Here is a 22,800-nt window from a genome sequence, read left to right on the forward strand (position 1 = left end):
CCGGGTTTCGTAGACACCTCCATGCCTTAAACTGAGGCCAATCAGGAGGTGCCATGAGCAACCCACGTTATCCCGAAGAATTCAAAATCCAAGCGGTCAATCAAGTGACCGAAAAGAAGCTGCCTGTCGCTGATGTGGCGGCGCGTCTTGGCGTGTCGACGCATAGCCTCTATGCCTGGATAAAGCGCTACAGCAAACCTCAGGCAGAACGGCAGCAAGACGATGATCAGCACGCTGAACTGCGTCGTCTGCGAGCGGAACTCAAGCGGGTCACTGAAGAGCGAGACATCTTAAAAAAGGCCGCCGCGTACTTTGCCAAGGAGTGCGGCTGAAGTACGCCTTTATCAAGCAGCGCGCGGGCGACTACTCCATTCGACGGCTTTGCCTGACGCTGAAAGTCCATCCCAGTGGTTATTACGCTTGGTTGTCTGAGCCGCAATCTGCACGCGCTAAAGACGACCAGCGATTGCTGGGTTTGATCAAGCACTCGTGGCTGGAGAGCGGCGGAGTTTATGGCTATCGCAAAATCCATGACGACCTGCGCGAGGTCGGTGAAGATTGTGGTCGGCATCGTGTGGCGAGGTTGATGCGTCTTGAAGGTCTGCGCTCTCAGACAGGGTATCGACGTCGCCCTGGAAAGTACGGCGGTAAGCCAGCGGTCGCCTCACCCAATTTACTGAAGCGCGAGTTCGATGTCGTGGAACCCAACAAGGTTTGGGTCACCGACATCACCTACATTCGTACGTATGAAGGCTGGCTGTATTTGGCGGTGGTGCTGGATCTGTTTTCTCGTCAGGTCGTTGGCTGGTCAATGAAGTCGCAGATGACCAGTGATTTGGCCATTGATGCGTTATTGATGGCGGTTTGGAGGCGAAAACCGAAACAAGAGGTGATGGTTCACTCCGACCAGGGCAGCCAGTACAGCAGCTCCGATTGGCGCAGTTTTTTGAAGGCAAACAATTTGGTTGCCAGCATGAGCCGCCGAGGCAATTGTCATGACAACGCCGTGGCTGAGAGCTTTTTCCAGCTTCTGAAACGGGAACGAATCAAGCGGAAAATCTACACCTCACGGCAAGATGCTCGTAGTGATGTGTTCGATTACATCGAGATGTTCTACAACCCAAAACGCCGCCATGGTTTCAACAATCAGCTGTCACCGGTAGAGTTTGAAAAACGTTACGCAATGAGCTTGCAAGGTGTCTAGAGAATCCGGGGCGATTCAGTTGCCTACGTGGCCAACGTCATCCTTTCCTTCAAGGGTGAAAAGATCCCCCTGCAAGGCCTGGGACAGCCGACGTTGGTGAAACGAGTCTTACCGGACGATCTCCCTCACCGCACCTACCTGCACCGTACTGTGAGCGGTGTGATCGAGAACGCGCTGCGCCTAGTCAACCAAAACCACCGCATGCAGTGGATCGGAGGGATCTACAGCTATTCCTTGCGCGATCTGGAGGACCTGTTCTATTTCAGCCGGCATATGAATGACCAGGTCCAGCAGCGCAAATTGCTGACCGACTATGCCGATTACGACCAGTATGTCGTGATCGCGAAGGCCACGCAGGATCCTGAGATGCTGCGCTCAATCAAAATCATCGAAAACTATGCGGATCTGCCCCAACGAATCGAGCAGCTCCGTGCTGCATCTGTCACGTCGGAGCTCGATGCAACCGTGACCCTTACCACTGCGCACAGAGCCAAAGGTCTGGAGTGGGACTTCGTTGGGCTTTATGACGACTTTTCTGCAGATCCGCTTTCCCCTGACATCGACGCCGGCAAACGCGACGATGAGCTGAACCTTCTGTACGTAGCTGTCACACGAGCCATGAAGATTCTGGCCGTGAACTCGCTGGTGATCGACATCATGCAGCGCTCAAGACCTTGATCAGTGCCCCTTGCGAGGCTTAATTGCCATGACCAATATGCGTACCTTAAGGAAGGTTCTCACGCGCCAGCCGACGCATCAGGCGATGCGAGACAGATCAGTGGCTGCCACATAACTGGCGACCGGTTTAATTCAAGACGGGATGCCCGGAAGGGTACTGTCTATCAACCATGCACAACTTCTACATGCACTTGATAATGCTCCTCAACATATTTCAAGTCATGAGCGACGCTGCCTCGATCGCCACAGAATACAAAGGCCCCCAGACAATCCTTGTGACAGAAAAATTCACCTGAAGCGATATCGCCTACCTGCGCAATTTTCTTCATCTTCAGTGTTTGCAGGGTTTCCATACTCGACAGTGAAACCCGAGTGACGTAAAGCATTTCTTTGGCGAGGTGTTTTTTAGGGAACGTCATATAGCCAAACGCCTCGCCCTTACGGTCAACGTGCAAGGCATCGACAAGCCCTAACTGGACGGCAAGATGAATGAAACGCAGGTCTATCCCATAAGCGATTTTTATCATATCGACAGTGGAAGCCCCACCGGGCCGATAGGCAATCTCAAGTAATTCAAATCCGTCGCCCGCATCACCAAACGCTTCAATATGGTAAACACCATCAGCCCCCTCAAAAGCGAACAATACTCGCTCGATGAATGGACGCCAAAGAGTGTGTAGATCGTCGTCAGCAAGTGAAAAATATCCCAGTGGACATTCGGCCAGATAATCGATGGGTTTACCTAGGTACTCACCTGCACACAGGAACGCCAACTGCCCTTTTAGAACCACCGCATCAATTTGATAAAGGGGTTGTGAGTTGTAAGTTTCAATAAGATACTGGTGCTCGTTCATATCCTGATAGTCATCACTTTCGGTGGCATATGCCTCAGAAAGTTGCTGGACCTCAGTAATGATTCTGACCCCTACAGCGCCCGCCAGAGACCGAGGCTTCAAAATAACCGGAAACGTCACCGCTCCATGCGTAATGTCATCAAGCGACAGTTCTTTTGCTGTCGGGATATTGAACGTTTGGGCAATGTGTTTCATTCGCTTTTTGTCACGGAACCGTGTCGCCACGTCAAACGTCAATCCAGGCAGCTGCCAACAGTCGTTGGCCCATGCAGCAATGTATACCGCAAACTCGTCATTCGGAATGACGGCGGTGACGGAATATTTCGTTGCAATCTGACCGAATACCTTTTCGACCTCGGTGTGCACGGCAAAGTCTCGGATCACAAAGTGTCCATCGCGATTCAGCTCCTCTCCCGCCTGCCCCAGAAGATCCTCCAGAAGGTAGATGAACGTCCAGGCAGCGATCGGATAGATACTCCTGATTCGGGAGACCACCTCGCTTACATCCAGTTCGGAAGATACGATCAGAATAGTGTTTGGCTTATTTTTGTCCATGACCTGACAGCTCTTTTAAATGTGTTTGTCATTAATTGTGCAAAGGGGAATGTCACTCCTCAAACGGAGGGCTGTTTTTCTTCGCGGCGACCTGTACCGAGTAATGTTCGCTCAGGTAGTACACATCCCGTGAGACAAGGTCACGGTCTCCACAAAATACGAAGGATCCCAGAGAATCCTTGTAACAGTAGAATTCACCTGATGCGATGTCACCTAGAGCCGGCACTACGTGGGTTCTCAAGGTCGGCATGCTTTCGAGGGGGGGCAAGGAAATCTGAGTGACGTAAAGCGCTTCAGTAGAAAGATGCTTTTTTGGAAAAGTCATATAGCCAAACGCCTCTTCCTGACGTTGCGAATCGACATAATCGACGAGCCCAAGTTGCGCCGCTAAGTGAATGCACTTCAAATTCAGCCCATGCACCATCTCAATCATTTCTACAATCGCTGCTCCGCCAGGACGATAAGCAATTTCCAATAACTCTAAGCCGAAGCCGGCATCGGCAAAGGCTTCAATGTGATAAACCCCCTCAGGGGCTTCAAAAGCTTTAATCACGGATTCAGCAAAGGGTCGCCACGTATCTGCGACGGCCTGATCAGGTACAGACAATACTCCGACCGGCTTTTCTTGCAAGAAGTCAATAGGCTTACCCAAGTACTGACCGACTGAAATAAAAGATAGGTGGCCCTTAAGAACAATGCAGTCAATATGATAAATCGTATTAGGGTTGTACTGTTCAATCATGTACTGTCGCTCATCCATATCTCGGTAAGCCGCTCCCCAGTCGACATCCATTTCCGTCAGTTGTTTTGCTTCAGTAATGATTCTGACGCCCATTGAACCTGCCAGAGAGCGCGGTTTAACGACCACAGGAAATTCAACATGCCCGCCCTCGATATCGGACAAGGTGATTTCCCGCGCAGTCCTGATACCGGCGTGTTGAGCGATTTCCTTCATTGCTTTTTTGTCACGAAAAGATTTGGCTTTTTCACGGGTTATACCGGGAAGATCCCAGCGGTCATTGGCCAATGCAGCAATGTAAACAGAAAATTCATCGCTGGGGACAACCTGAGAGATAACGTGCTGCTGGGCAATCACTTCCAGCACCGCCATCACCCCGGCTGTGTCGGCGAAGTCGCGCACGATAAAGTGTTCAGGGCACTTCAGCTCATCGTTGGCCACTCCCAGAAAATCCTCCAACAGGAAGATAAAATCCCACGTGGCAGACGGGTACATGGTTTTGACGTCGCGTACCGTTTTCGCGGCATCCAGTTCGGAAGAAACCACCAGTATTTTTTTTGTAGGGTGCATGTCGAGTTCCTATCGTCTGTGTGCGATTGAAAATGTCTTTGTCAGTGGCAGGGCCTTCAGGCCCTGCACACGCTTAGGCAAGGCCCTCAAATATAACGGTGCAGTCCTCCCCGTCGCTTAACATCCAAAGTGGCACAATGGAACGAGCCGCCGAAGGATTGGAAGTGCTTGAAAGGGCAAAGAATGGTTTCAAAGCCCCATTTGCGGAAAGCGGAGATGAGCGCCTCTTCATCTTTCTCGACCACGACAGTCCGCTCGTCAAGCATCAGGACATTCGTGTGAATCCACTTCGACGTAATGAACAAAGGATGGTCATCCGGGAGGTTGGAGGGGGGCGGATTGAGAATTTCCCAGTCCTTGAAAATATCAGGAATCTGTGGCACCCAATCTTTATTGATGAGTACGCGGCCCGGTGCTAACGGCAATATCGTTGTATCAATGTGCATGGGGCCCGGCTCTTCAAACTCATAGATGTGCACGCGGTAGTCCGGACCCAAGGTTCTACGCAACCATTCAATGCCTTTATTATTCGTCACATGGCTGCGCTGCCCGATGATATCCCGGCCCATTTTCATAAAATCGGCGGCGTCAAACAGCGGCTCCGCCTCCGTGATAATAGAACGAAACGGAAGTTCTTGTTCGAAATCATAATTCGGTTGCCAGACATCGTCCTTCAGCATGGGCTTGGGGGCCGCGATCCACTCGGCGCCCTGACTGAAATAGTCGTTCAACAGGTCGCGGAACGCGAAGGTCTCGAAGTAACGGCTTCGCCAAGCCATGGGTACCTCAATGATTTTTTTGCCGATCGCGAAAAGACAATCTCTGGGCATGGCGGAGTAAAAGGTTCCGCCCGTTGTAAAGTGCGGCGTCATTATGGGTTGGTGGTGATTTGACTCATTGGGCCTTTTTACGCGAACGCCTTCAGTTTCCAATATTCGCGCCAATGTGTTGACTTCTTGCCTGGCTTTAACAAGCAACTCCTCTGGGAAGCGACGCCCGGAGTACGTCATAAAAAAATCACTGGATTCTTTCGGGATAATTGCTTTTAGGCCGAGGTCCCAATCCGGGACACGAATATCATCCATGATTCCAACGATAACCTCCTCCAACGGGTCCCATTCTGTGTAAACTTCAACTGGACTTTGGGTCGTTGTGAAGTAAGCGGGTTCTGCTTTTTGATATGACATGGTTGACCTTATTTTTCTATCGATTTAAACGCCGCCATATTGACTGAAGGGGCGCATTTAAACGTATGACTTTCACAGCCAAGCGCTGCATCCTGAGATTCACGTTATCCAGGCACTCATAGCGTCAGCAGGTATATAATTACACCATAACACCTCCAGGTTGTTTCATTAAACGCCTTGAGGAAGGTCTGAAGCAGGTATCAACTTTTGATAACTTTTTAGCCTGAGTTTCAAAAAATCCCGTCCTATCAGACCATCAGACTTTTCCCGCGTTTAATTCATTAAGTTTTGTCGATTAGCACAGTCCCAAGACGTTTTCCACACTTAGGTGCAACTTTCCTATCCCCGGCAGGCGCTTTCGCCCGCCCCCCAACTATTCGCCAGGGTAAAGAGCGCGGCCTGTTGCCCGGTGTTTTTAGAGCGCCGGCGAAACCGCACTTTCGTATATCCAAAATGGCGCTTGATCACGCGGAACGGATGTTCGACCTTTGCGCGCACTGGGCTTTCGCGTACTCGATTTTGCAATGCACTCGAACGATCCAACTAGTCTCATCAAGCTTTTTGCAGCTGGTCGGACGTACAACAATCGACCAGATAATCTGACAATTCTGATGCTTGTCCACGCCGGTGCAACCCACATTACCGCTGATCCCGCCTGCTTAATCATGTTTTATGCGCAGAACGGCCATCTACGGAAGAGCCGGACGAACCCCTTCGCATTTTGGATAATAAGGCTTTGTCAGAAAACGCTCTTTATAGGCTTGCCTACATTTACCAGCGTACTCGGCGTCAGCGAAGGTCGTCTGCTCCATCGGGTGTCCCTGCGGTTGAGATCAAACACTCTGCCAAACCTAGAGCTTATGCATCGAAATGTCCTTAAACCAGATAAGTGGTCAAAAAGTCGTTATCGGTTCCATGTCATCAACGTTATTTGTGAGTGGCCATCAGTAGTGCGTGCCGTCTTCAAGACGGCGCACGGCGGATGAAAAAAATCCCATCAGGCAAATCAGTCCGCCTAACACGCCGGTAAAGACAAAAAGCCATCGCACGCCGATAAGCTCACCTAGTGGAGTTGTCAGCGCCAAACCTAGTGGAGCGGCTAGCCCCATGACCATATTCAGCAACGAAAGCCCACGCCCTTGCAGGTGATTGGGGATGGTGCCTTGAAGCAATGCAGTCATTGGGGCATCACCTAGAATGAAGGACATGCCACTAATCAGCCAACACACTGCGGCGATGTTGAAGCGGTCGGCCGGCATCAGACCTGTTAATGCTAGCGCGAAACATGAGGTAGCGAAGCCCCAGAGGATCCATTTGACTTGCTGGCGAGGCGCAAATAGCGCCACAGCTACGGCCCCTATCAGCATGCCAGCGCCTGCCATTGCATCGATAAACGCAACGTGCGGCGCACCACCGCCGAAGTGCTCTTTGACCAACAATGGCACCAATGTGAACGAAGGCGTAATCATCAGTACCACGCCCCCCATCAACGCATAGAGGTGGCGCAAGCCAGGGTGACTCCAGATCAAATGCAAGCCATCGCGAAACTCACTCCTTAGAGTTGATAGACCCGTATGGTTGCTATTGAATGCCTGGGGAACACGGTAGCGCAACAACGGCAAGCAGCCCAATAGTGCTGTAACCACATCGATGGACAGTGCCCATCCCAGCGGGATCATGCTGATAGCGAGCGCGCCTAGCGGTGCGGCAGCAACCAGGGTTATCCCCTGCATGGCCTGACTCAGGCCCGCTGCACGGGGTAAAAAACTGCGTGGCACAAGCATAGCCACGCTGGCCGATGCGGCCGGCGTCTGGAACGCTTGCATCGCGCTGCGTACGAACATCATCCAGTAAACGTGCCACAGTTCAACACGCTCGGTAAGAAACAGTACAATCAATATCGACATGCACAGCGCGCTGATCATATCGGTGGCAATCATCAACACGCGGCGACTGTAGCGGTCAGCAAATATGCCTCCCAGAGGGCTGATCAGCGCCTGTGGCAAGAGCGCTACGACCCCAGCGGTTGCCAGCGCTGCCAGGCTACCCGTTGTGTCTGTAATCCACCAAAGGAGAACGAACTGGGTCAGCCCGGAGCCGATCAGGGAAAGAGTCTGACCGGTGAAAATCATCCAGAAACGCACCTGCCAATTGCTCTCAAGATCGCTGTTGTCTGAGTTGGGAAGGGAATGGCCATCAGCGGTATCGATGATTTCCGGACGGTTCGATAAAGCCATAAAATACGTTTCCACCGGGTAATTTCTTAATGCGCAATAAAGGGAGCGGTGATCTGGGCGCTTTAAGTGTTACGTTCGTGGTGCGCTTGTGCTGATGGGTTCCGTTATTCCCCCATATCTCGAAAAATACAGGCCATGGTGGAGTTGTTAGCGCCGGAATGAGCCCAATGCAAAGGCGCTATTCCCGTCAATAATGATGGCGTTTGGTACTCATCGCGCGCGACTGAAGCTTTCTGATGGGCAAAGTGGATCAGTAGGATACGACAGTTGCTTCGCCCTCAGCTCGCACTACCTGCCGACGCGATACTGGGCGAGGATTGCGTTAACTGCGTGGACCCGAATCCGTCTTAAGCACCACTCAATGGCAATTCTGAAAAAGACTTCCTGGTTGGGCAAATCTCCCGGACACCAGTCGCCGAGCTTCTCGATGATGATCTGTCCGATCACCCCACCTTGCAGTTGGTATCCTATGACACTGTTTGAATACACCCAGACCTTCGTCCCACTCCCCTACAAAACCGTTACCAGCGGAGTGCTGATGTTCAAGTCGACGGACGACACTACCGAACCGGACATGCACGGATATTTGAACAACCCTGAAACGCTGGCCGTATTGAATCGCCACGGCAGAGAAGGATGGGAGCTGGTCAACGTTCAGCAGATCAATCGTGGCCATGAGCGATTTGGTAATCAAAACGCCCAGGCGTGGGCGGTTGGGTATGCAATCAGTACCGGGTTCCTGTTCTTCTTTAAACGCAGCACTGCCTCAATGACCTCCTTGGACAAACCCTCTCAGACCTAAAAAGGGTTTCGTACTGATTCAAACTCGGCCCTTGGTCATGCTGTGGACATAGATTCCTACAGCTTCCAGGGCCCGCGACGTGAACTTCAATCCCCCCGCGCTCAGATCAACGTCTTCCCGCGTGCAGATCTGCTTGACCGCAGTCCTGCTGTGCTTACCGCTGCTGTTTTCCACCCATGCCGGAGCAGCTGGCACGGCTTCTGAACACGCCAATGTGGAAGTGATGATTCGCCAGCTCAACTCGCTCGAGGCCGTCGCCCAGCGCAGTGTCGATCTTCCACAAGACCCGGCCCAACGCTATCACCTGGACTATCCCCGGTTGGCCAGCGACATCGCCCGCATCCGCCAAGGTTTGCAGGACTACCTGTCGCCGTCCCGCGCACAGCCTCGTGACCCCGTAGAAATTTCCGGCCAGTACAACGTCAGCGGTGATCACACGCCATGACGATGTCCTCCACCCAGACCAGCGCCTTCCAGGCGGCGGCGGGCTTTACGCCTGCCAGCAGCAACACGCTGTGGACCGGAATTGCAGTGGGGATCCTCCTGCTGTGGGGCGTCTGGGTGTTTTCAAGCATTTATCGCGGCTGGGCCACCCGAAACCTGGCAGCCCCGGCGGCGGCAGTCGCTGCTGCTCGCTGGGCGGTGCTGTTCATGATCATGACTTTCATGTTGTTGAGTTGATTTTTCCAAGGAGACAAAGATGATGCTGTATCGATTATTTTCCCAGGCAGTTGCCTTTTTTCAGTCCCGCCGCTTGATCGTCCTGATGGCGGTAAGCCCAGGTAGTGCTTTTGCAGTGCTACCAGCCGCGCAGGCCCCAACGCGCGGGACGGGCACCAGCTTCGCACAGACGATGCAAAACTACGCGTTTGATGGCTTCACACTACTGGGGTTGTGTCTCTGCGCTTACGGCATCGTGATGGTCGGACGCCATGCGCTGGGCGTCTTCCACGAAATCCACATGGGCAAAGCCAAATGGGCTGACTTGGGCAGCACTGCCGTAGTCGGTGTGGGCTTGATTGGCGTCACGATCTACCTGGTCACTACAGCTACCAACATCCTTTGAGTCGCAGAGGCTTCCATGACTGAGCTCCAGCAAGATCAGCATGAAGACGGCACCCTGCGTTTTCTGCCAAGTCGATTGAACAATCAGCCAGTGGTGATTGGCGGTCTTACGGCGGACGAGATGTGGGTCACTGTATTCGGCTGCAGCGGCGTAGGCTTTGTGATTGGTCTGCCGCTGGCCTTCATCATCACACCATCAATGCCCGTGGTGTGCGCCCTGATAGGAGGAGTAATGGGACTGCTCATCGCATCTCGGGTTTTGCGACGCCTCAAACGCGGTAGACCTGAGACATGGGTCTACCGCAGGTTGCAGCTGCAGACGGCAATGCTCGGTCCGACCTCATTCAACAAAGCCAACCTGGTCCTTCGATCAGGCAACTGGACTTGCCGCCGGAGCGAGCAACGATGAGCCGTTTCTTGAAGTTGGCCGACTCCCAACGTGCCCACATCAATAGCTTGAGGATAGCGATAGTCTTGATCGCGCTGGTGGCAGCAGGCCTTGGTTTCGGCTGGTGGAGTTCGCCGAAGCAATTGACCGTTCACGTTCCGCCAGATCTGCGGTCTGGAAGCACGCGAATGTGGTGGGATGTCCCTCCCCAATCGGTATACACATTCGGCCTGTACATCTTTCAGCAAATGAACCGGTGGCGGTCGACGGCGAGCTGGATTATCAGGCAAATATCACCCGCCTGGATGCTTACATCACGCCATCTTGTAAGCATTACCTGCAGAGCGATTTTGAACTGCGCAGGTCTAGCGGTGAGCTACGCAAGCGCGTCCGAGGCGTGTATGAAATTCCAGGTCGAGGCTATGGAGATTCGCCAGAAACCAGGACGGTGACCAACTCTATCGATGATTGGACTGTCACGCTCGATATCACAGCAGACGAGTATTACGGCGGGCAGTTGGTCAAGCGTGCCCTCGCGAGATATCCGCTCCACGTTGTACGCATGGACGTCGATCCCGAAACCAATCCCTTCGGTTTGGCATGGGACTGCTACAACGGCGCACCACAACGCATCGAGGGCAATGTGGAAGCTCCCGCAACTCCGTCGAAAGGAGTCTTCAAATGAGTGTATTGCGGGTAATCACATACTCGACATTACTGGCGGTGCTGGCTGGCAACGCCCAAGTCGCCTCGGCAGTCGAGATTCTCCGCTGGGAGCGGTTGCCGCTGGCCATTCCTCTGCGCATCAATCAGGAACGCATCGTCTTCGTTGATCAAAATGTTCGTGTTGGACTCCCGCGCTCGCTGACTGAAAAGCTGCGGGTGCAGAGTACGGGCGGTGCGATTTACCTGTTTGCGAAGGAAGCGATAGAGCCCACTCGACTCCAGCTGCAGAACGCCAAGACCGGTGAAATCATTCTGGTCGACATCGCTGCTACAGAGGCATCTGCGGATCAAACGCCGCTGGAGCCGGTGAAGATCGTCGAAGGTGAAACATCATCCGCACGGTATGGAGGGGCTGCTACAGCACGCTCAGCCAAGGCCACTGCGAAGAGCACGGAATCAACCAGCCGTTCAAGCGATGAAAACGATGAACCAGAGGAAGTAGTCAAGCGAGAAACGCCCGTCCCAGTCGTCCTCACCCGCTATGCAGCCCAGATGCTTTATGCGCCGTTGCGCACCGTCGAGCCTGTAGACGGCATCGCACAGGTGAAGGTTGAGCGCAGCCTTGATCTGGCCACCCTGCTTCCCACTCTACCGGTGAAGTCCACCCCCTTAGGCGCATGGCGTCTGGATGATTTTTGGGTGACTGCCGTGAAGCTACAGAATCAGACGGCGCAGCGCATCACGCTTGACCCTCGCGAGCTCATGGGTGAATTCGTCACAGCAGCGTTCCAACATCCTTATCTTGGATCACGCGGCGATGCCAGTGACACCACGACCTTGTACCTTGTCACGCGGGGACACGGGCTGACACAGGCGGCCGTATTCTCGGCGACCCAAGCAGATCCGCGTGCAGCGCAGGGAGCGAAGCATGAAAGGTAATCCGCTGCTCAAGTACCTGGTGATCCCATTCCTCCTGTTAGTGATTTTCGTCGGCATCAAGTCACTGGGAAGTGCTCCCGCACCTAATACCGAAACCCCTGCTCCAAAACTGACGGCTGAGCAAGCCAAAGCCCTTGGTGTAGAAGGCGATACGCCGAGCGACACGCTGCGCACGGTCGTCGCTGAAGGACGCGAGCTCAAGCAACAGGTCACAGACGTCCTTGCGCAGAACGCTGCCTACAAGCAGGACAACGAGACGCTCAAACAGCGACTGGCAAACATTGACCAGACCGTCGACCAGCGCCTTAAAAACGCCCAGGAGCAGTTCAAGCTAGATAGTCAGCAGCAACAGCAGAGCGTGCTGGAGGGCTTGCGCAAACAGATGGATGAACTGACCCGACTGGGACAAAACAATAATTCCAATTCGGATCTACCGATTGGCTTGGGTGTTCAGCCTGGTGATGGCCAACAGTTCAAATCGGAAACAAACGGTTCAGACATCGTTTGGATCGATCCACAGGACGCGACGGCCCTGGACAGCAACGGTAAACCGATCACAGCCGGCAATAGCGTCCCCGCGAGCGCCTACAGCTTTCCTACAGCCTTCGGCGAGTCCGTAGACCGAGGACAGAAAGCGCTCACGACAGGCGCTCAGTCTGTCCGCGATGACATGGGTGGCCAGCAACAGGAGCGTAAGAAGGTAAGACGTGCCTACACCCTCCCTCAAAACTCGACGTTGATGGGCTCGGTGGCCATGTCCGCGTTGATCGGCCGGGTTCCTGTTGATGGGACGGTTAATGACCCCTACCCGTTCAAGGTGCTAATCGGTCCGGACAACCTGACTGCCAATGGCATCGACCTTCCTGACGTAGCCGGTGCGGTGGCCAGCGGTACAGCGTCCGGCGACTGGACCCTATCATGCGTGCGGGGGCAGATCAAAAGTCTGACCTTCGTGTTTACCGACGGCACTGTCCGCACGTTGCCGGCACCGGTTCAGGGTGGCAATCAACAGAATAACAACCAGAACAACTCTGGAGACCAACAACCCATCCAAGGTGGTCTTGGCTGGATCAGTGATCCATATGGCATTCCATGTATTGCGGGCGAGCGACGCAGCAATGCGCAGCAGTACATCGGTTCACAAGCCCTCATCACCGCAGCAGGCGCTGGAGCAGCATCGTTGATCAAGACCGAGGGAAGCACCTCCTCATACGTCTCGAACGCTTCTGGGACGCTTGGTAGCACCGGTTTGTCTGGTAACGAGGCGATGGGGAAGATCCTGACCCAAGGAGTCACGGACGTTTCGAGCTGGGTTAACAAACTCTACGGACAAGCGTTCGCGGCCATTTATGTCCTGCCTGGTGCGCAAGTCTCACTGCACATCGATCAAGAGCTGGAAATTGACTACGAACTCAAAGGCCGCAAGGTCAAGTACGCCTCAGGAGCGAACCATGCCAATGCCAACCTGGACTGATCACTTGGGGTCAGCGCGCAGCGCGCTGTTGTATTGCGTTCTCACCGCGGGCTTGCTGGCTGGATGCTCGACAAACAAAGACCAAATGCTGCCGCATGGTCAAAACACCATGATGGACGTCTGGAACCAAGGCACGACCGGTTCAGCCGGGAGCGCTAGTGGCCGGCAGTTGCTCGATGCGAGCTCGGAGTTGCGCCGTCCAATCGATGTACGCGCTACCCAGCCCTTGCAGGGCAGCGCGGCCTACACCCGTACCGCTCAAAACGAGATCTTCAGCCAGTTCAAGCGACTGCCCAATCCGGACCTGGTCATGTACGTGTTTCCACATCTTGCGGGATCCGATCCAGCACCAGTCCCTGGCTACACCACTGTTTTCCCTCTCTATCAGCGTGTGCAGTACGCCATGCCTGGCGAGCGGGTTGAGGACTACTGATGACTCTTTTTCAACGGCTCAAAAGCCGCGCATCCCTCAATTCAGCTACGCAGACGGATATAGCGGGCTCCCCTCTGCTGAGCGAGCCTTCAGCGGTCGAATTTGAACAGCCTGATGATGATCTGGTTGAGGATTTGAAAGCTTCAGACCAAAACGATGTGGATGCTGCCCTTGAGCGTTACCTGAAGCGACTGGAGGATCAGGGCATACCTGCGCCAGGCGATTGGAGAAACCCAAAGCAGAAGCCTGCCACAGTTGGCGACGTCGCCGCGCTGTACGACGTCAAGCCGAGCTTTGTCGACCTCCTTCCATGGATTGAGTACCTGCCTGCTGAGCAAGCGATGCTGCTTGAGGATGGAAAATCCTTGGCAGCATTCTTCGAACTGACTCCGATCGGCACTGAAGGCCGGGATCCCGAATGGCTTCGCAAGGTGCGCGATGCCTTGGAGAACGCTCTCCAAAACAGTTTTGACGAGCTCGATACCTCACCTTGGGTTGTGCAGTTCTACGCGAAGGACGAAACCAGCTGGGATGACTACCTTCGGAACCTGCGGGAATACATCCGACCACAGGCTAAAGGCAGCCCTTTCTCGGAGCTGTACCTGGATCTGTTCAAGCATCACCTCGATGCAATCGCCAAACCTGGTGGTCTTTTTGAAGACACCACGGTTTCCAAATTGCCTTGGCGTGGCCAGCAACGCCGCGTGCGGGTAGTCGTATATCGCCGGGTAGTCGGAGATGCAGCTTTCCGTGGCCAAACCATCTGGATAACATCTGTCAGCGCTTCACAGGAGGCCTGGCCAACGCCGGCATTAAAAGCAAACGGATGGACGGTTACGATATTCGACACTGGCTCCTGCAGTGGTTCAACCCTCACCCCGATCACCTGGGAACGACGCTCAAAGACTTTGATCGCTTCTTTCAACTGGTGAACAAACGCACAGAGGATGCCGGCGAGGATCTCCCACTGGTCACTGGCGACGACTTCGCGCAGAGACTCTTTTATCGAGAGCCAAAATCCGACAGTCAAAAAGGCTTGTGGTACTTCGATGGCCAGCCTCACAAAGTCATCATGCTGGATCGGCTGCGCGAAGCCCCGAAGACCGGCCACCTGACTGGCGAAACACGTAAAGGCGGTGATGCCTTGCATGCCCTGTTCGACAAGTTGCCTGAGGACACTGTGCTGGCCATCACCCTAGTCATCACCCCTCAGACGTGCTTGAGGCTCATCTTGAAAAGCTGGCACGCAAGTCGGTGGGTGACAACCAAGCTTCACTACTGACCCGCGAAGCGGTAAACGATGCCAGGAAACTGATCGGTCGTGAACACAAGCTGTACCGAGGCAGCATCGACTTTTACCTCAAAGGAAATGACGAAGCACAGCTCACCGCGCGCAGCATGCAGTTGACCAACGCATTGCTGGGTGCCGGTATGGAACCCGTAGCAACTGACGACGAGGTGGCCCCGCTCAACAGCTACCTACGCTGGCTACCCGGGAACTTCGACGTCAATCAAAAGCGAGCCATGGACTGGTACGTGCAGATGATGCTCGCCCAGCATGTTGCAAACCTGTGCCCTGTGTGGGGTCGCTCCAGTGGTACTGGGCATCCTGGCATCACGCTATTCAACCGTGGTGGGGCTCCACTGACATTTGATCCATTCAACAAGCTGGATCGTCAGATGAATGCCCACATGTTTCTGTTCGGCCCCACAGGGGCAGGTAAGTCTGCCACGTTGAATAACCTGCTCAACCAGCTCATTGCGGTTTACGCTCCCCGCCTGTTCATCGTCGAGGCGGGTAACAGTTTCGGCCTCTTAGGGGATTTCGCGAAAAAGCTTGGGTTGACGGTCAACAGGATCAAGCTGGCCCCGAACTCGGGCGTTAGCTTGGCTCCGTTCGCCGACGCTATTCGATTGGTAAACACCCCGAGCCAGGTCAAGACCTTGGACGCTGATGACCTAGAAAGCTCTGACGAGGACATGAATGCCAAGCCCGATGAAGACGATGACGAACGGGATGTCCTCGGCGAGATGGAAATCGTAGCCCGTTTGATGATCACCGGCGGTGAGGAAAAAGAGGAAGCTCGGCTGACCCGGGCTGACCGCAGCGTAATCCGACAGTGCATCCTTGCTGCGGCCAGAATTTGCTCCGACGCCGATCGCACCGTCCTGACGGAAGATGTCCGCAATGCGTTGCGCGCGGCCGGGGAAGACACCTCGATTCCGGAGGGCAGACGCAATCGGATGCTTGAAATGGCCGAAGCCATGGACATGTTTTGCATGGGCGCCGACGGGGAGATGTTCAACCGTACTGGTACGCCTTGGCCTGAGGCAGATCTGACCATCGTCGACTTGGCCACCTATGCACGTGAGGGCTACAACGCCCAGTTGTCGATCGCTTATATCTCGCTGATCAACACCGTGAACAACATAGCGGAGCGTGATCAGTACAAGGGCCGTCCTCTGGTCAACGTGACAGACGAAGGCCACATCATTACCAAAAACCCCCTCCTCGCCCCTTACATTATGAAGATCACCAAAATGTGGCGAAAGCTCGGAGCATGGTTCTGGCTTGCAACTCAGAACATCGATGACTTACCCCCTGCGGCTGCGCCGATGCTCAACATGATCGAGTGGTGGATCTGTCTGAACATGCCCCCGGATGAAGTGGAAAAGATCTCCCGTTTCCGTGAGCTAACTCCTGCCCAGAAGGGCTTGATGCTGTCAGCACGCAAAGAAAGCGGTAAATACACCGAAGGCGTGGTTCTTTCGAAATCGATGGAAGTCCTGTTTCGCGCTGTTCCGCCGAGCCTGTACCTGGCATTGGCCATGACCGAGCCTGAAGAGAAAAAACAGCGCTACGACCTGATGCAGTCAATGGGTGTCGACGAGCTGGGAGCTGCCCTGGAAGTAGCTGCAGATCTAGACCGGAAACGAGGTATTGAACCCCTGAACATTACATTCCCAACACCCCGTGCATTGGAGAACCTGGCATGAGAGCCATGGATGCCCTGACTCAAAATCTGATCGACAGTCTTACCCAAATACTTCAGTGCCCCCAGGAAGACTCCCTGCTCGCATTGAAGATCTGCGCGCCGGTACTGATCGAGCACCTACAAGTCGTCAAACATGTAGCAGTAGATCGCAGGGAGATTCAATCCCAACTGCACAAAGCGCTGGACCAGTGGCTTGAGCACCACCCACAGCCTGAAAGCGCCCAGAAAGCTCTTCTAACGCTGCTAGATCAGGAGCTGCTGGCAAAGCAGCTCCTCAACAAAGAGGCCTCCGCATGATGAGCCCCACGCGTCGCCAGATCCTGTACGGCATCGGTGCGGTAGCCTTGGCAATTCTGGCCTTTAAATGCCTGCCAGATGTCAGACAGGCCATGCAAATGCTCAACACCGTCAGCCAGACATCCAAACAGACGAAGCATAATGGCGCTTGGGTTTACGGGAGCAGCAGTGCCAGATTCACCATCGTCGAGTATGCAGATCTGGAATGCCCGTACTGCAAGGATTACTTCCCACAGCTCAAAGCATGGGTGGATCAGCATCCAGACGTGAACCTGCAGTGGCACAACCTCCCTCTTCCCATGCACGAGCCGACCGCGAGCTATGAAGCTCGGTGGGCTGAGTGCGCGGGGATTGAGCGCGGCAATGACGCTTTCTGGCTCGCCGTCGAACTCATTTATCAGCGCACTCGGTCGAACGGTGCTGGAACTGCTGGCAATCCGCAGATCCCGGGGCTTGAGGATCGACAGCACTTCATCGATAACTGCGCGTCGAGCAACCCGGCTGTCCGACAGACCGTTGTTAGCCAGGCGCACAAGGCCGGCCTGGACGGCATCACTGCCACACCGACGCTGGTCATCAAGGATAAAGTCTCTGGACGATCGATCAAGCTGCAGGGAGCACCTGACGGTAACGTGCTGCTTTCCGCAATCGACTGGCTGGCCAGCACGAAGGATTTATAAATGAACCCAGCCTTTGAACAAGCCTTACAAGCGCGCTTACTATGGGTGCAGGTCCGTAGCTATGGCTCACTTGGTTTTCATCAGATGGCGAAGATCGTTGCCAACAACGCGTACTGGCTTGTGGAAGAGCTTGCTATGCTGCAAGCGCGCTGCAAGATGCGCTACGCAGTTCCCTACGGCGCAAGATGCCGACTTATTCTCAGTGACGTTCCCAAACTGGCGGACCTGAGCAGGCTCAAGCGACGAAGCTCGGATCGTTGAGGAGGAGCGCGAAGCGGCTGCGGAACACCTCCGAAGGGAGCAATCGAAGACCTACGCTATCAAGTGCATCAAACGTAACGACTGGAAAGCGCTGAACCTTCCATTCCCCGGACAGAAATTTTCTGCGGAACTCTATGCTTTGTGATGACCACGTATAATCTTGTTACATGAACAAATGCCTCATAGCATTAGGAGATATAGATTATGCAAATAAGGAACAGTCATCTCTACTCAGCCTCAAGACTGGTGCAGAATACCTTTAATGCCTCGTCTACGAAAGAAGCGGCTAATACAATAGCAAAAAATAATGAGTCCGCTGCGCTGAGCGCAACTCAAACCGCACGGACACACGAGGGCGATTCGAAAGGCAAATCTAGTAATGGCTCTCGATCACACCTCCGAAGTATGAGGTACGCTGCTTATCTTGCGGGCAGCGCCTACCTCTACGACAAAACAGTCAATGATTTTTTTCTTTCTACCACTTCCTTAAATGACGGCAAACAAGGCTTTACCAGCGACGCCCGCCTGCAGAAGGCAGAGAAAAAGGCAGAAGCTAATTATCATGCCTACCATAATCGTGCCAATTTTGGAGGTGTTGCGCCGACGCGTTCTTCATTATTGCCAAAATTGTGCGGGGAAAACCTTTTCGTTACGATGTTGGATTTTCGCGCCGCTACAAAAGTGCACATGAAGAACTTAATCGACACCAAGGAAGCGCATGATTCCATAGCTAATAATATTTCTTGCATCATGGGTGAGCGTGTCAAGCCTGAGTTGTTGAAAAAACACGGTATTGTCCAAACTCCGCCAGATTTCGATATAACCAAGGGCGCGTCTTATGATTGCAAAAATAAGTATTCTTTGTCCGGCGTTCCAAATCAAGAGACAGGGTCTTACGGCTATGCATCACGATCTGTCTCTAATCCTTTTATTGAAAAAGGCGAGAACCATCATGCCCGAGCAATCAACAGTGAGCGGGCATTGACGCCAAGAAATTGTGTCGATGCATTGCAGCCGCTCCTACAGAAAAGTGAGGGCCTAAGTCCTGAAGCCCAATTCCGTGCAGGGCAAGCTCTGCTGATACTCAGGCCGTTGTACTGTAGTTCAGAAAATTGGGGAGATGCTCACAAAGTACTGATGCCCTTTCTTGAAAAAAAGGGTCTAGTTTCTTCTCAGGAAAATCAAAAGCTTGGCGCAACTAGGCCGTTTACACAAACCGATATGGAAAAAGGAATTGCACGGCGCAATACTAGCCTTGCAGGACCTACACTAAACAAGCTTAACATATTTTTGCAAAAGTCGATTTACAAGAAAGATGAAAAAGCAATAAGTGATCTGACAGCCAAAAAGCTGGGTGAAATGAAATACATCCCTATCGCCCATTTCAAGATGAATGAAGATGTTTCCAGCTTTGAGGATTCTTCTGGTCTGGCTGATTCATTTACTGGATATAACGTATCGGCATACATCAATCATGCACGCTTGTTGAGTGGTGAGGACAGACTTTCCAAGAAAGACGTGATCGCCATAGTAGGATGCCTTAATGCGATTTACGACAACGCCAGTAGTGAACGCCACACTCTTAGGGAAATTGCGCACGGGTGTTTCGTTGGAGCTGGCTACACAGTGGAGGATGCTGAAGATTTTTACAATGACGCATGCAAGGCTGCAGCGACAGAGTTTTATGGCGGAAGGGCGATCAATGTACAATCGCAGCTATACAGTAGCTCGGTTGACAAGCCTGATTCGTAACGTTTCTGTAGGCAGCATGCGTATTTGCGGACGGGCGTCGGGGTTAAGTTAACTTTCTGTTCCATTGCTCCTCGCCCCTCCCCCACCCGATAGCTGCGTGATATTTCTTATCGCCCAATGAAGGTGCATAGAGAAGTCCGCAGATGCGGCATAACCTGGCGACTCAGTTTCAGCAGCTTTTTGCAGATATCGACCTGACCGCTTGTGAAGCGCTTCATCAGCTGTTGCTTTGCTTGTCTGGTCATCTCGTCTGACCTGTGTACCGGCTTTGCTGCCGATTCGCTTAGGTCGATCGGGCGCACAGGTGCGTGACAAAGGCGCGATGCGAGGCCGCAGCTACGGCAAGGCCAACGCATCGTGTTACATGGAAAATGCCAGTGACAGCCTTGCCGACCGCCCGGAATTAATCCGACTACTCAAAGATTCTCGCTGAAGTGACGTGCCGCTGGTGGAAAGTATCGATCGGCCGTCGCGGATGGATGACCAGTCATGGCGATCCCTCAAAACAGCAATCGATAACCGAGGCATACGGATCGTCTCGGTGGATCTGCCTACCAGTCATCAAGGCATGAAGGCGCATTCAGGGGACGAGTCCACCCACCGCATGCTGGAGGCCATCAACTGCATGATGATAGATATGATGGCCGAGATCACCAAGAAGGACTATCAACAAAAGAAAATATAGCCTTTGGCCTGAAGCGGCTCAGTAAACGTTATGAACCCCATAACAGGGGTAGCAATCGCGTTCATAGAATTTCCCTTAGCCCTTTGGCTGTGCAGCGGCCCATTGGATATAAGCGCTTTCGATCAACCACGCAGCATCAGCTGCTGTGGGTACAGGATTGAGCGCTATTTGAGCCAGCTTTTTTTCTATCCAAGTCAGCAGTGCGGTACGTCCTGCTGGACAAGGCATCAGATCGCGCTCCAAATGGTCGGCAAGCTCTGAGATAGCCATATCGCGCTCGACACTTTTTGCAGTCATCGCAATTCTCCTGGATCACATCGCTGCGGCGACTTTACTGGGCCGCTTGGCGTTGGTGCATTCCCTTGGCCTCCAGCGCACGCATCGATTCGACCGAGTACAACGACTCGGGGACCAGTAGCAGGCGTTTTATGCCTATGGCCTCACCAGTTTCCTGAAAAAAACCGTAGTCGCCCAGAGCGAGAATTTCCAGGGCCTTAAGCACATGGCTCAACGTCTGTCTGTCCCTTTCTATCATGCTTGCTGCCACCGCTCTGTTTTCCTCATCGGAAGCGAAGTCGGCTTCGTCCGGGTGACGCTCGATCTCGCAACTGACCTGACAGCTGAGCAAGCGATCACGAAGCTCTGCGGCTTTGACCTCCAACCTGTCTTTGAAAAAGACCAGCTGGTCTACGCTCATGTACTCGTCCTCTGCTTGATTCAGCAGTTGGTCAACGCTCATCAATGCCATCTTGTGCTCCTGATCTGGTTGGTCATCCAAACTTCCTACTGAGTGACCAACGAACGCCACCGCCGCTTATGAGTAATAACAGGGCCAGGCTTGTGAGCGGTCACTTCGTTCCCAACGGTTCTGCCTTGGGCCTCGACGACATCCGGGGCTTCAATCTGGATAAGTACATTCCCAGTATCCTCTGAAACGCTTAAGACTTGGATCTGAATTCCATCGCCAATCATAATATTTTCACCTTCGCGGCGAGTCAGAAGGAGCATACGATTTTCCTCTTTACCTAGGGAAACTCTGAAAAAGACTTCCTAATTTGGCAAAATCTCCGGACACCAGTCGCCGAGCTTTTCGATGATGAAACAGATGACCTTCGCCGACGCCGAGTATTGTAGTGGTCAACTGATCCCGGACACGACGTTAAGTCTTTTTTCGGACTGAGCTGGCGCCAGTCCGTTATTGAACTGGTGTGGCCGAATCCAGTTGTAGCGATGCATCAGATAATGACTGATGTCTCGCTGAGCCTCTTGGGCCGTCATGTAGCCCACGGTCGGTATCCACTCAGTTTTCAAACTCCGGAACACCCGCTCCATCGGCGCATTATCCCAGCAGTTGCCACGACGACTCATGCTCTGGCGTCTGCGGTATCGCCAAAGCCGCTGGCGAAACTGTCGGCTCCCGTATTGGACGCCCTGGTCGGAATGAAACAGCAGGCCCTGAGGCTTGCCGCGTTGCTCATAAGCCATGTCCAGCGCCTTGATCACCAAGTCCGTATCCGGTTTGTTCGAAAACGCCCAGCCCACCACCCGACGCGCGTAAAGATCCATAACCACCGCCAGGTAATGCCATTTTCCTTGCGCCCAGATGTAGGTGATGTCGCCACACCAGACCTGATTGGGCGCGGGTACATCGAACTCCCGATTCAAAATGTTCGGAATGTCAGGCCGCTCCACTGTTGCTTTTTTATAAGCATGCGAGCCTGGTTGCTTGCTGATTAATCCCAGCTCCCGCATCAAGCTACGCACCTTGAACCGACCGATTTGCTCGCCATCCGCCTGCATCATCGACACGATACTGCGGCTGCCGGCAGCGCCTCGACTTTGCCCGAACAGCTCATTGACTCGGCTAAGTAAACGAACCCGCTCGGCGTCTGGAGACCGACGCCGCAGGCAATGGTTGTAGTAGCACGAGCGAGGTACCTCGAACACTTCGCACAGCAATTCGATTGGCTCATGGACACTGAGCTGATCAATCAGCGCATGCGCTCGTGCTCTTCCGACATCAAGAGCGCGGTGGCCTTTTTTAAAATGGATTTCTCCCGCTCAAGACGGGCGATCCGGGCTTCGAGCTCCTGGATTTTTTGCTGCTCGGGCGTGAGGGCTTTGCTCTGTGGAGTGACACCGTTGCGCTCTTGTTGAAGCTGGTTGACCCAGCGACGCAGCGCAGATTCGACCACCCCAAGCGAGCGGGAGGCTTCGATATGGCTATAGCCTTGATCGAGCACGAGGCCTGCGGCCTCGCGTTTGAATTCAACGGAAAAGGTACGGCGTTGTTTGGTCATCAGACACCTCTATCTGGCGATATTCTCGCCTAAATGAG

At 53.5% G+C, this 22,800-nt stretch carries 21 protein-coding genes and 5 pseudogenes; 17 read left to right on the top strand and 9 right to left on the bottom strand.

Annotation, left to right across the window (positions count from 1 at the left end; all coding sequences use genetic code 11):
• The first annotated feature begins 53 nt into the window (after positions 1-53).
• Both LJU29_RS23365 and LJU29_RS23370 read left to right on the top strand, forming a co-directional pair.
• Positions 54-1,204 (top strand): IS3-like element ISPsy29 family transposase gene (locus tag LJU29_RS23365; RefSeq protein WP_086004489.1). Its coding sequence is split into 2 segments (ribosomal slippage): positions 54-288 and positions 288-1,204, totalling 1,152 coding nucleotides; the frame shifts between segments, so codons are not numbered across the junction.
• Between the two features lie 9 nt (positions 1,205-1,213).
• Positions 1,214-1,882: pseudogene (locus LJU29_RS23370) on the top strand (3'-5' exonuclease); the annotation flags it as partial.
• A 164-nt stretch (positions 1,883-2,046) separates the two neighbouring features.
• Here the strand turns inward: LJU29_RS23370 and LJU29_RS23375 are convergent.
• From LJU29_RS23375 to LJU29_RS23395, 5 genes and pseudogenes are all read right to left on the bottom strand, one after another.
• Positions 2,047-3,291 (bottom strand): ATP-grasp domain-containing protein, encoded by a 1,245-nt coding sequence (locus LJU29_RS23375; RefSeq protein ID WP_005747146.1) that lies wholly within the window; start codon positions 3,289-3,291, stop codon positions 2,047-2,049.
• Positions 3,292-3,343: 52 nt separating this feature from the next.
• Positions 3,344-4,600, bottom strand: a complete 1,257-nt coding sequence (locus LJU29_RS23380) for an ATP-grasp domain-containing protein (protein ID WP_044322244.1) — start codon at positions 4,598-4,600, stop codon at positions 3,344-3,346.
• 86 nt (positions 4,601-4,686) lie between these two features.
• Entirely contained in the window at positions 4,687-5,787 is a 1,101-nt protein-coding gene (locus tag LJU29_RS23385; protein ID WP_002553184.1) for an amidinotransferase, read from the bottom strand.
• A gap of 295 nt (positions 5,788-6,082) precedes the next feature.
• Positions 6,083-6,437 (bottom strand): annotated as a pseudogene (locus tag LJU29_RS23390) (transposase); the annotation flags it as partial.
• 294 nt (positions 6,438-6,731) lie between these two features.
• The gene (locus LJU29_RS23395; RefSeq protein WP_005759779.1) at positions 6,732-8,024 is read right to left on the bottom strand and encodes an MFS transporter; all 1,293 of its coding nucleotides are present in this window, start codon (positions 8,022-8,024) and stop codon (positions 6,732-6,734) included.
• A gap of 469 nt (positions 8,025-8,493) precedes the next feature.
• Between LJU29_RS23395 and LJU29_RS23400 the strand changes: the two genes are divergently transcribed.
• The 15 genes and pseudogenes from LJU29_RS23400 to LJU29_RS23470 all read left to right on the top strand — a co-directional run.
• Positions 8,494-8,826 (top strand): DUF4177 domain-containing protein, encoded by a 333-nt coding sequence (locus tag LJU29_RS23400; RefSeq protein ID WP_135187383.1) that lies wholly within the window; start codon positions 8,494-8,496, stop codon positions 8,824-8,826.
• A 79-nt stretch (positions 8,827-8,905) separates the two neighbouring features.
• Positions 8,906-9,271, top strand: coding sequence for an integrative conjugative element protein, RAQPRD family (locus LJU29_RS23405; RefSeq protein ID WP_122302854.1), 366 nt, complete (start codon positions 8,906-8,908; stop codon positions 9,269-9,271).
• Positions 9,268-9,507, top strand: a complete 240-nt coding sequence (locus LJU29_RS23410; protein ID WP_004662733.1) for a TIGR03758 family integrating conjugative element protein — start codon at positions 9,268-9,270, stop codon at positions 9,505-9,507. The genes LJU29_RS23405 and LJU29_RS23410 overlap by 4 nt, the downstream gene beginning before the upstream one ends.
• 19 nt (positions 9,508-9,526) lie before the next feature.
• Positions 9,527-9,892 (top strand): TIGR03745 family integrating conjugative element membrane protein, encoded by a 366-nt coding sequence (locus LJU29_RS23415; RefSeq protein WP_054995593.1) that lies wholly within the window; start codon positions 9,527-9,529, stop codon positions 9,890-9,892.
• 15 nt (positions 9,893-9,907) lie between these two features.
• The gene (locus LJU29_RS23420) at positions 9,908-10,300 is read left to right on the top strand and encodes a TIGR03750 family conjugal transfer protein (protein WP_005759777.1); all 393 of its coding nucleotides are present in this window, start codon (positions 9,908-9,910) and stop codon (positions 10,298-10,300) included.
• Positions 10,297-10,964, top strand: a pseudogene (locus tag LJU29_RS23425) (PFL_4703 family integrating conjugative element protein). The gene LJU29_RS23420 and the pseudogene LJU29_RS23425 overlap by 4 nt, the downstream one beginning before the upstream one ends.
• A complete protein-coding gene (locus tag LJU29_RS23430; protein ID WP_122322120.1) occupies positions 10,961-11,884 on the top strand; it encodes a TIGR03749 family integrating conjugative element protein in 924 nt (307 codons plus the stop codon). Before LJU29_RS23425 ends, LJU29_RS23430 begins: the two are co-directional and overlap by 4 nt.
• On the top strand, positions 11,874-13,358 hold the full coding sequence (locus LJU29_RS23435; protein ID WP_005783172.1) for a TIGR03752 family integrating conjugative element protein: 1,485 nt from the start codon (positions 11,874-11,876) through the stop codon (positions 13,356-13,358). The genes LJU29_RS23430 and LJU29_RS23435 overlap by 11 nt, the downstream gene beginning before the upstream one ends.
• Positions 13,336-13,791, top strand: coding sequence for a TIGR03751 family conjugal transfer lipoprotein (locus LJU29_RS23440; RefSeq protein ID WP_257111238.1), 456 nt, complete (start codon positions 13,336-13,338; stop codon positions 13,789-13,791). Before LJU29_RS23435 ends, LJU29_RS23440 begins: the two co-directional genes overlap by 23 nt.
• Positions 13,791-16,788 (top strand): annotated as a pseudogene (locus LJU29_RS23445) (conjugative transfer ATPase). Before LJU29_RS23440 ends, LJU29_RS23445 begins: the two are co-directional and overlap by 1 nt.
• The gene (locus LJU29_RS23450) at positions 16,785-17,084 is read left to right on the top strand and encodes a hypothetical protein (protein ID WP_057413645.1); all 300 of its coding nucleotides are present in this window, start codon (positions 16,785-16,787) and stop codon (positions 17,082-17,084) included. Before LJU29_RS23445 ends, LJU29_RS23450 begins: the two are co-directional and overlap by 4 nt.
• Positions 17,081-17,764 (top strand): DsbA family protein, encoded by a 684-nt coding sequence (locus LJU29_RS23455; protein ID WP_054072138.1) that lies wholly within the window; start codon positions 17,081-17,083, stop codon positions 17,762-17,764. The genes LJU29_RS23450 and LJU29_RS23455 overlap by 4 nt, the downstream gene beginning before the upstream one ends.
• On the top strand, positions 17,765-18,025 hold the full coding sequence (locus LJU29_RS23460; protein ID WP_019742064.1) for a hypothetical protein: 261 nt from the start codon (positions 17,765-17,767) through the stop codon (positions 18,023-18,025). It begins immediately after the preceding gene.
• A 204-nt stretch (positions 18,026-18,229) separates the two neighbouring features.
• Positions 18,230-19,777, top strand: a complete 1,548-nt coding sequence (gene xopAG, locus LJU29_RS23465) for a XopAG/AvrGf1 family type III secretion system effector (RefSeq protein ID WP_050542023.1) — start codon at positions 18,230-18,232, stop codon at positions 19,775-19,777.
• 334 nt (positions 19,778-20,111) lie between these two features.
• A pseudogene (locus tag LJU29_RS23470) lies at positions 20,112-20,459 on the top strand (recombinase family protein); the annotation flags it as partial.
• Positions 20,460-20,537: 78 nt separating this feature from the next.
• On the opposite strand, the gene LJU29_RS23475 reads toward LJU29_RS23470, so the two are convergent.
• The 4 genes from LJU29_RS23475 to LJU29_RS23490 form a co-directional block, all read right to left on the bottom strand.
• Positions 20,538-20,759 carry a hypothetical protein gene (locus LJU29_RS23475; RefSeq protein ID WP_004663650.1) on the bottom strand — a complete coding sequence of 74 codons (222 nt, stop codon included), beginning with the start codon at positions 20,757-20,759 and terminating at the stop codon, positions 20,538-20,540.
• 34 nt (positions 20,760-20,793) lie between these two features.
• The gene (locus LJU29_RS23480) at positions 20,794-21,210 is read right to left on the bottom strand and encodes a TraR/DksA family transcriptional regulator (protein WP_005748016.1); all 417 of its coding nucleotides are present in this window, start codon (positions 21,208-21,210) and stop codon (positions 20,794-20,796) included.
• 35 nt (positions 21,211-21,245) lie between these two features.
• On the bottom strand, positions 21,246-21,470 hold the full coding sequence (locus LJU29_RS23485) for a carbon storage regulator (protein ID WP_041924429.1): 225 nt from the start codon (positions 21,468-21,470) through the stop codon (positions 21,246-21,248).
• A gap of 129 nt (positions 21,471-21,599) precedes the next feature.
• A protein-coding gene (locus LJU29_RS23490) for an IS3 family transposase (protein WP_257111239.1) occupies positions 21,600-22,762 on the bottom strand; the annotation gives its coding sequence in 2 pieces (ribosomal slippage) (positions 21,600-22,507 and positions 22,507-22,762; 1,164 coding nt in all).
• Positions 22,763-22,800 lie beyond the last annotated feature (38 nt).

The sequence above is a fragment of the Pseudomonas ficuserectae genome, assembly GCF_024584585.1.
Classification (GTDB): domain Bacteria; phylum Pseudomonadota; class Gammaproteobacteria; order Pseudomonadales; family Pseudomonadaceae; genus Aquipseudomonas; species Aquipseudomonas amygdali.

Excerpts from the sequence above, each read along its gene's own strand:
- LJU29_RS23455 (WP_054072138.1), top strand. The coding sequence starts at position 17,081 with ATGATGAGCCCCACGCGTCGCCAGATCCTGTACGGCATCGGTGCGGTA.
- LJU29_RS23485 (WP_041924429.1), bottom strand. The coding sequence starts at position 21,470 with ATGCTCCTTCTGACTCGCCGCGAAGGTGAAAATATTATGATTGGCGAT.
- LJU29_RS23460 (WP_019742064.1), top strand. The coding sequence starts at position 17,765 with ATGAACCCAGCCTTTGAACAAGCCTTACAAGCGCGCTTACTATGGGTG.
- LJU29_RS23420 (WP_005759777.1), top strand. The coding sequence starts at position 9,908 with ATGACTGAGCTCCAGCAAGATCAGCATGAAGACGGCACCCTGCGTTTT.
- LJU29_RS23385 (WP_002553184.1), bottom strand. The coding sequence starts at position 5,787 with ATGTCATATCAAAAAGCAGAACCCGCTTACTTCACAACGACCCAAAGT.
- LJU29_RS23380 (WP_044322244.1), bottom strand. The coding sequence starts at position 4,600 with ATGCACCCTACAAAAAAAATACTGGTGGTTTCTTCCGAACTGGATGCC.
- LJU29_RS23395 (WP_005759779.1), bottom strand. The coding sequence starts at position 8,024 with ATGGCTTTATCGAACCGTCCGGAAATCATCGATACCGCTGATGGCCAT.
- LJU29_RS23430 (WP_122322120.1), top strand. The coding sequence starts at position 10,961 with ATGAGTGTATTGCGGGTAATCACATACTCGACATTACTGGCGGTGCTG.
- LJU29_RS23375 (WP_005747146.1), bottom strand. The coding sequence starts at position 3,291 with ATGGACAAAAATAAGCCAAACACTATTCTGATCGTATCTTCCGAACTG.
- LJU29_RS23480 (WP_005748016.1), bottom strand. The coding sequence starts at position 21,210 with ATGGCATTGATGAGCGTTGACCAACTGCTGAATCAAGCAGAGGACGAG.
- LJU29_RS23435 (WP_005783172.1), top strand. The coding sequence starts at position 11,874 with ATGAAAGGTAATCCGCTGCTCAAGTACCTGGTGATCCCATTCCTCCTG.
- xopAG (WP_050542023.1), top strand. The coding sequence starts at position 18,230 with ATGCAAATAAGGAACAGTCATCTCTACTCAGCCTCAAGACTGGTGCAG.
- LJU29_RS23400 (WP_135187383.1), top strand. The coding sequence starts at position 8,494 with ATGACACTGTTTGAATACACCCAGACCTTCGTCCCACTCCCCTACAAA.
- LJU29_RS23415 (WP_054995593.1), top strand. The coding sequence starts at position 9,527 with ATGATGCTGTATCGATTATTTTCCCAGGCAGTTGCCTTTTTTCAGTCC.
- LJU29_RS23440 (WP_257111238.1), top strand. The coding sequence starts at position 13,336 with ATGCCAATGCCAACCTGGACTGATCACTTGGGGTCAGCGCGCAGCGCG.
- LJU29_RS23475 (WP_004663650.1), bottom strand. The coding sequence starts at position 20,759 with ATGACTGCAAAAAGTGTCGAGCGCGATATGGCTATCTCAGAGCTTGCC.
- LJU29_RS23410 (WP_004662733.1), top strand. The coding sequence starts at position 9,268 with ATGACGATGTCCTCCACCCAGACCAGCGCCTTCCAGGCGGCGGCGGGC.
- LJU29_RS23450 (WP_057413645.1), top strand. The coding sequence starts at position 16,785 with ATGAGAGCCATGGATGCCCTGACTCAAAATCTGATCGACAGTCTTACC.